At 74.2% G+C, this 5,753-nt stretch carries 8 protein-coding genes; 4 read left to right on the top strand and 4 right to left on the bottom strand.

What is annotated here, in order from left to right; genetic code table 11:
- Together AC0CYZ_RS03140 and AC0CYZ_RS03145 are read right to left on the bottom strand one after the other, a co-directional pair.
- Positions 1–560: nitroreductase family protein (locus AC0CYZ_RS03140; RefSeq protein ID WP_472212259.1), on the bottom strand; the 560-nt coding region annotated here is incomplete at its 3' end.
- Positions 557–913 carry a DUF6092 family protein gene (locus AC0CYZ_RS03145; protein ID WP_472212261.1) on the bottom strand — a complete coding sequence of 119 codons (357 nt, stop codon included), beginning with the start codon at positions 911–913 and terminating at the stop codon, positions 557–559. The genes AC0CYZ_RS03145 and AC0CYZ_RS03140, both read right to left, overlap by 4 nt.
- A 142-nt stretch (positions 914–1,055) precedes the next feature.
- Here AC0CYZ_RS03145 and AC0CYZ_RS03150 point away from each other — a divergent pair, with 142 nt between their 5' ends.
- From AC0CYZ_RS03150 to AC0CYZ_RS03160, 3 genes are read left to right on the top strand one after another with little or no spacing between them, the layout of a single operon-like run.
- Positions 1,056–1,571 carry a 4-hydroxylaminobenzoate lyase gene (locus AC0CYZ_RS03150; RefSeq protein ID WP_472212263.1) on the top strand — a complete coding sequence of 172 codons (516 nt, stop codon included), beginning with the start codon at positions 1,056–1,058 and terminating at the stop codon, positions 1,569–1,571.
- Positions 1,568–2,257, top strand: coding sequence for a nitroreductase (locus AC0CYZ_RS03155; RefSeq protein WP_472212265.1), 690 nt, complete (start codon positions 1,568–1,570; stop codon positions 2,255–2,257). Before AC0CYZ_RS03150 ends, AC0CYZ_RS03155 begins: the two co-directional genes overlap by 4 nt.
- Before the next feature lie 10 nt (positions 2,258–2,267).
- The gene (locus AC0CYZ_RS03160; protein WP_472212267.1) at positions 2,268–2,924 is read left to right on the top strand and encodes a TetR/AcrR family transcriptional regulator; all 657 of its coding nucleotides are present in this window, start codon (positions 2,268–2,270) and stop codon (positions 2,922–2,924) included.
- Between the two features lie 42 nt (positions 2,925–2,966).
- Here the strand turns inward: AC0CYZ_RS03160 and AC0CYZ_RS03165 are convergent, their stop codons facing one another.
- Positions 2,967–3,428, bottom strand: coding sequence for an STAS domain-containing protein (locus AC0CYZ_RS03165; protein WP_472212269.1), 462 nt, complete (start codon positions 3,426–3,428; stop codon positions 2,967–2,969).
- A gap of 554 nt (positions 3,429–3,982) precedes the next feature.
- Here AC0CYZ_RS03165 and AC0CYZ_RS03170 point away from each other — a divergent pair.
- A complete protein-coding gene (locus AC0CYZ_RS03170) occupies positions 3,983–4,588 on the top strand; it encodes a protein-L-isoaspartate(D-aspartate) O-methyltransferase (RefSeq protein WP_472212271.1) in 606 nt (201 codons plus the stop codon).
- Positions 4,589–4,684: 96 nt separating this feature from the next.
- On the opposite strand, the gene AC0CYZ_RS03175 is transcribed toward AC0CYZ_RS03170, so the two are convergent.
- Complete coding sequence (locus AC0CYZ_RS03175; RefSeq protein ID WP_472212272.1) at positions 4,685–5,518, bottom strand: LLM class F420-dependent oxidoreductase; 834 nt, start codon at positions 5,516–5,518, stop codon at positions 4,685–4,687.
- Positions 5,519–5,753: the final 235 nt, after the last annotated feature.

A 5,753-nucleotide genomic window follows, 5' to 3' on the forward strand; every position in this document is an offset into this window, starting at 1 on the left:
CCGTCCGCGGGCACCCACCGGGTCAGGTCGCGCCAGGTCAGGCGGGTCCGCGGGGCCATCGGGGCGGGCGCGGCGGGCGCGGGGTGCCCGAGGCAGACGATGAGCTCGGGGACCCACCCGTCGGGCAACGCCAGCACCACGCCGACGGCGGCACGGCTGAACGAGGAGACCGGTGCGGCGCCGAGCCCGAGGGCGTGGGCCGCGAGCAGCAGGGTGGCCGTGGCGGTACCGACGTCGACGTGCAGGCCGGCCGCGTCCGGCGGGAACCCGTAGTCGGCCGCGAGGCGACGGTCGGTGCAGACGGTGATCGCCGCGGGCGGGCGCGGGATCATGCCGGGGGAGACCATGCGCAGCACGTGCAGCGTGTCGGGGTCGTCGGTGGCGACGAAGCGCTGGAGGTGCCGGTTCCCGGCGGTCGGGGCCCACCGGCCGGCGTCCAGGACCGTCTCCATGGACTCGCGGGCGACCGGTTCGGCGGTCATCGCCCGGACGACCCGGCGGGTCCGGATGGCCGCCAGGACCACGTCCGCCGTGGCGCCCCCGGGGGCCGGCGTGGTCACGGTCGGTCCCGGCGGGTGGCGACCGCCTCGACGAGGTGGGCGGCGAGGGCGCGGCACAGGTCGTCGAGCCGCGCGGTGTACTCGTCCCGGCCGTGGCGGGGGACCGCGAGCTCCGGGACGTCGGCCAGGGGACCGGCGACGAACGCCGCGGTCGCGGGGGAGGCGTGCGGCGCGATCGCCTCGCCGAGTCGGCGGGCGGCGGTCAGCAGCCGCATGGGTCCGTACTCGGCGGCCTCGTCGACCTGGGTGCGGGCGGCGGTCACGAGGTAGGCGAGGAGCTCGAGCGCCCGGTCCTCGTCGAGCACCGCCCGACCGGGGAGGGGCTGCGCGCCGTCGCGCGGGTCGTCGTCCACACCGCCCATCATCGCGGTCTCCCGACTCTCGCCGACAGCCACTTACGTTACGAGTATTGACCGTAACGTAAGTGGCTCCTAGTCTTCTCCCCGGAGCAGGTGAGGACACCTGCCGGAGCTGATCGACCAGCGAGGAGCCACCGTGGCCGCGACCGCCGAAGACCTCATCGAACGCAGCATCCCCTTCCTCGAGTCGATCAAGAACAGGACCGCCGGGGAGGAGCTCGAGACCTGGCTCAACGCCACCCACGGGCCGGGGGACGCCGTGTGGGACGACCTCGCGGCGCTCGTCACCGAGGGCGTGGAGCAGGGGTGGGCCGCGAACGTCGAGGTCGACGGGCCCGGCTACCGCCGCAGCCGGATCGCCGAGCCCAGCGAGCGGCTGAGCTGGTTCAGCATCACCGCGGTCTACATGGACAGCGTCCCGGTCTACCGGGGGCAGTACCACCAGCATCCCTACGGCGAGCTGAACATGGTCGTGCCGCTCGACGAGGGCGCCCAGCTGGGCGGACCCCGCGGCTGGCAGGGCAGCGGGTGGACCGCGCCCGACCCGGCCAGCCACCACTACCCCGAGGTCCGCGGCGGCGCGGTCATCGCGCTGTTCTTCCTGCCCGCCGGCCGGATCTCCTACGACATCACCGCGCCGGACGCCGCGTGACCGTCTCCGACGCGCTGCGCTCCCGTCGCAGCGTCCGGGCCTTCCGTCCCACGCCGGTGCCGCGCGACCTGGTCGAGGACCTGCTCGCGACGGCGTCCCGCTCGGCCAGCAACTCCAACACCCAGCCGTGGCGGGTGTACGTCGTCGTGGGCGAGGCGAAGCGCCGGCTGACCGAGGAGCTGTGGGAGAGCCTGGACGCCGGCCGGCGGGAGGAGCAGCCCGAGTACCCGTACCAGCCGGACCCGGACGAGTGGTCCGAGCCGTTCCGCACCCGCCGGGCGGCCTTCGGCGACCAGCTCTACCGCCAGACCCTGGGGGTCGAGCCCGGGGACGCCGAGGGGCGGGACCGCCACCATCGGCGCAACTACGAGTTCTTCGGCGCGCCCGTGGGGATGATCCTCACGACGGACGCGCGTCCCCTGGCCGGCGCGCTGGTCGACGCCGGGCTCTTCCTCCAGGCGCTCATGCTCACGGCGCGCGAGCTCGGGCTCGACACGTGCCCCCAGGCCTCCTTCATCACCTTCCACTCCGTGCTGCGGCGCCACCTCGACATCTCCGACGACGAGACCGTGGTCTGCGGTGTCGCGCTGGGCTACGCCGACCGGGAGCACCCGCTCGACGACCTCACGACTCCCCGCGAGCAGGTCGCGCGCTTCGCCACGTTCCTCGGCGACGGCGACTCGTAGGGTGCACGCCGTGGAGCAGGGCGAGAGGGCGGCGACGGCCGGGCCCCCGGGTGCGGAGACGTCCGCGCCCACCCCGGCGGGCCGGCCCCGCGATCCGGCACTCGACGAGGCGATCATCCTCGCCACCCGCCGCCGGCTGGTGCTCGACGGCTACTCGAAGATGACCCTCGGGGACATCGCCGCGGACGCCGGGGTGTCGCGGCCGACGCTCTACCGGCGCTGGCCGGGCAAGTTCGAGCTCGTCGTGGACGCCCTCGACTGGGGCTTCCGGGCCCAGCGTGAGAGCTACCCGACGCTCGAGCTCGCCGACCTGCCGCCCCACCAGGCGTTCCGGGAAGCCCTGCGCCGCGTCGATCCCTGCTACTTCAACCCCGACGCGATCATCCTGCAGGGCGGCTTCATGGGGGAGCAGCCCCGCGCGCCGGAACTGCTGGAGCTCCTGCGGGAACGCGCGGTCGAGCCACGGCTCACCCTGCTCCTCGACGTGCTCCGTGGCCTCCAGGAGCGGGGCCACGTCCGGGCCGACCTCGACATCGACACGCTCACGACGATGTGCTTCGGGAGCTTCTTCGGTGCCTTCCTCCGCGGGGACACCGACGGGGCGGCCCTGGCCGAGCGCGTCGCCGAGACGGTCTGGCGCGTCATCGCCGTCGACACGACGACCTGACACCCACGCCGCCGCCGGCGGCGAGTTCGGGAGCTCCCGTCGTCACCGATCGTCCGCCGGGGGCGGGATCCGACGTGGTCCTGGAGGTGACGGGGGCGCATCGGCCGGGCGCGGCAGCGCTGCGTCGAGCGTGGGATAGATCTCGAACAGGGCTTCGTCGTCGAGGACGGCCCGGGCCACCTCCGGTGCGTCCGGGGCACGGACCACGCGCAGGTCCACATCGGCGACGCCTGCCTCGTAGGCCACGTCGCGGAGCACGGCAGAGGCACCGGGCTCAGCCGCGCGGACGGCGGTCAGGTCGACCACCAGCGGGTCGGCGGAGCGAGCCACCAGAGCCCTGACCTCGCGGCGCAGTTCAGCCGCGGCGGTCGCATCCAGCGCGGCGCCCACCCTGATCACGCGCACCCCGGTCGGCGAGTCGGTGACCGACAACCTCGGCCGGTCGGGCCCCGGGCCGACGCCGTTCCCGTCGGAACGGTCCACGTGGTCGTCGTCGATGTCCATCACGCCGACCTCCGGCAGACCGGGCGTGCGACGGTGCCGCCGGCGGTGGCGACGATCGACACCGAGCGCCCGTCGTCGGGGACGGTCAGGTGGTGGGAGGTGGCCATGGCTCGCTCTCGGGCGTCGGGAGCCCGGTGGTGACTCCCGCACTGTGTGCTGGGCGGACGGCAAGAGATCTGACAGGCTCAGCGCCCGATGGTCTACCCGCCCACGGCAACCTCCGACCGTTCGGCGACGACCGCCGCCCGGTTCACCGCGTGCGCAGGGTGTCTCCCGGGGCGCGGCCGTAGGTCCGGCGGTAGGCCTGGGCGAACCTGCTGACGTGCCCTCGCGCGGCTGGATGCACGGAGGGCCCTGGCTGGCTCATCCTGGACCCATGCAGCGAGTCCCGTACGCGGTCGGTGGGACCGGCAGGACGACCGGCCCGACAGCGCCCCGCGTCCTGAACGACGTTCCCACTCCGGGACGGCGGAGGGGTCGACCGGCGCGACGGGGCGACGGTGGGTGAGCCGCCGGGCATGGTCGCGAGCCCGGCCTGGGTGCGGCGTTGGAGGATGGTCCAGGACCTGCGGGAGCGCGGTATCGGCGACGAGCGGGTGTTGGCGGCGATGGCTCGCGTCCCGCGGGAGCGGTTCCTGCCCGCCGAGTTCGCCGCCGAGGCCTACGCATCCTCGCCGCTGCCGATCCCGGCCGGACAGACGATCTCGGCGCCGTACATCGTGGCGGTGATGACCGCTGCGTTGGAGCTGACCGGCATCGAGCGGGTCCTCGAGGTCGGTACCGGCTCGGGCTACGGGGCGGCGATCCTGTCCCGGTGCGCCGAGCAGGTCGTCACGATCGAGTACCACCCGGGGTTGGCCCGTTCCGCGGCGCGGGTCCTGGACCGGCAGGGGTACCACAACCTGGAGGTCCGCCTCGGCGACGGCGCCCGCGGTGCACCGGACCGGGCCCCGTTCGACGCGATCTCGATGACCGCGATGGCCAGCGGGGGGCTACCCGAACCGCTCGTCGACCAGCTCGCCCCCGGCGGCCGGCTGGTCGGCCCGGTCGGGCCCGGGCCCCGGGGCGGCGACGGTGAGCTCCTGCGGCTCCGGTCGGACGGGCACCTCGAGACGCTGATGCCCGTCCGGTTCGTGCCCCTGATCAGCGAGCCGTCGTAGCAGGGGCCGGCGGCCGCGAGCAGGCCACCGCAGCCCTGACGGGATTGCCGGCGGGTGGCGACGAGCTGACGGCATCCCGATCGAGGGGACGGTGCGTCACAGCTCGAGAGCCTCGGCCAGGGAGGTGAGCGCGGGGACGTAGGCGTCACCGTCGTCCACGAGGACCTGGGCGCAGACGTGGTCGGCACCGGCGTCGAGGTGGGCGGTGAGCCCGGCGGCGACGGTGGCGGCGTCCCCGTGGATCGCGAGGGCGTCGACGAGCGCGTCGGAGGCGGTGTCCAGGTCGTGCTCGGTGAAGCCCTCGCGGAGCAGGTTGTTCCGGTAGTTGGTGAGCTTGAGGTAGGGGTTGCTCACCTTCTCCCGGCCGATCGCGCGCGCCCGCTCGACGTCGGTGTCGAGCACGACCTTCTGCTCGGGCGCCAGCAGCGGGCCCTCGCCGAGGATCCCGCGGGCCTCGCGGGTGTGGTGCGGCGTCGTCAGGTACGGGTGTGCCCCGGCGGTGCGGTCCCGGGCGACGGCGAGGACCTTGGGTCCGAGCGCCGCGAGCGCGCGACCCTCGACCGGCACGCCGCCGGCGTCGAGCTCGTCGAGGTACTCGACGATCGTGGCGTAGGGCTTGCGGTACTGCCCCACGGCCTCCGGGTGCCCGATCCCGACCCCGAGCAGGAAGCGGTCCGGGTAGCGCTCGGCGATCCGCCGGTAGGAGGTGGCCGTCTCGGCGGCGGGCGAGCCCCACATGTTGACGATGCCCGTGGCCACGACGAGGTGGTCGGTGGCGGCGAGCAGGGACTCGGGCAGCTCCAGGTCCGCGGGTGGGCTGCCGCCGATCCACACGGCGCCGTACCCGAGTCGCTCGATCGTCGCCGCCAGCTCGGGGGACAGCTGTGCGCCGCCCGCCCAGATGCCGTACCGGCCCGGTGCCACCGTCATGTGCGGACTCCTTCGCGTCGTCGACCCCCGACGGCGACAACCCGGCCGATCCGATCCTCATTCCGGACCGGCGGTGGTCCGGCTCGCCACGCCTCGTGACGCCCACGGAGCTGCCCGTGAGCGACTCCGGGCGGACTGGAAACCCGACTGGAAGGTCGACCGGTGCGTCCGACCCCCGAACCTCCCTACGGTCGAGATCCAGCAGGAGGAGGTCGGCCCATGCATCTCTCGCTCG

It is taken from the genome of Actinomycetospora sp., assembly GCF_055612215.1.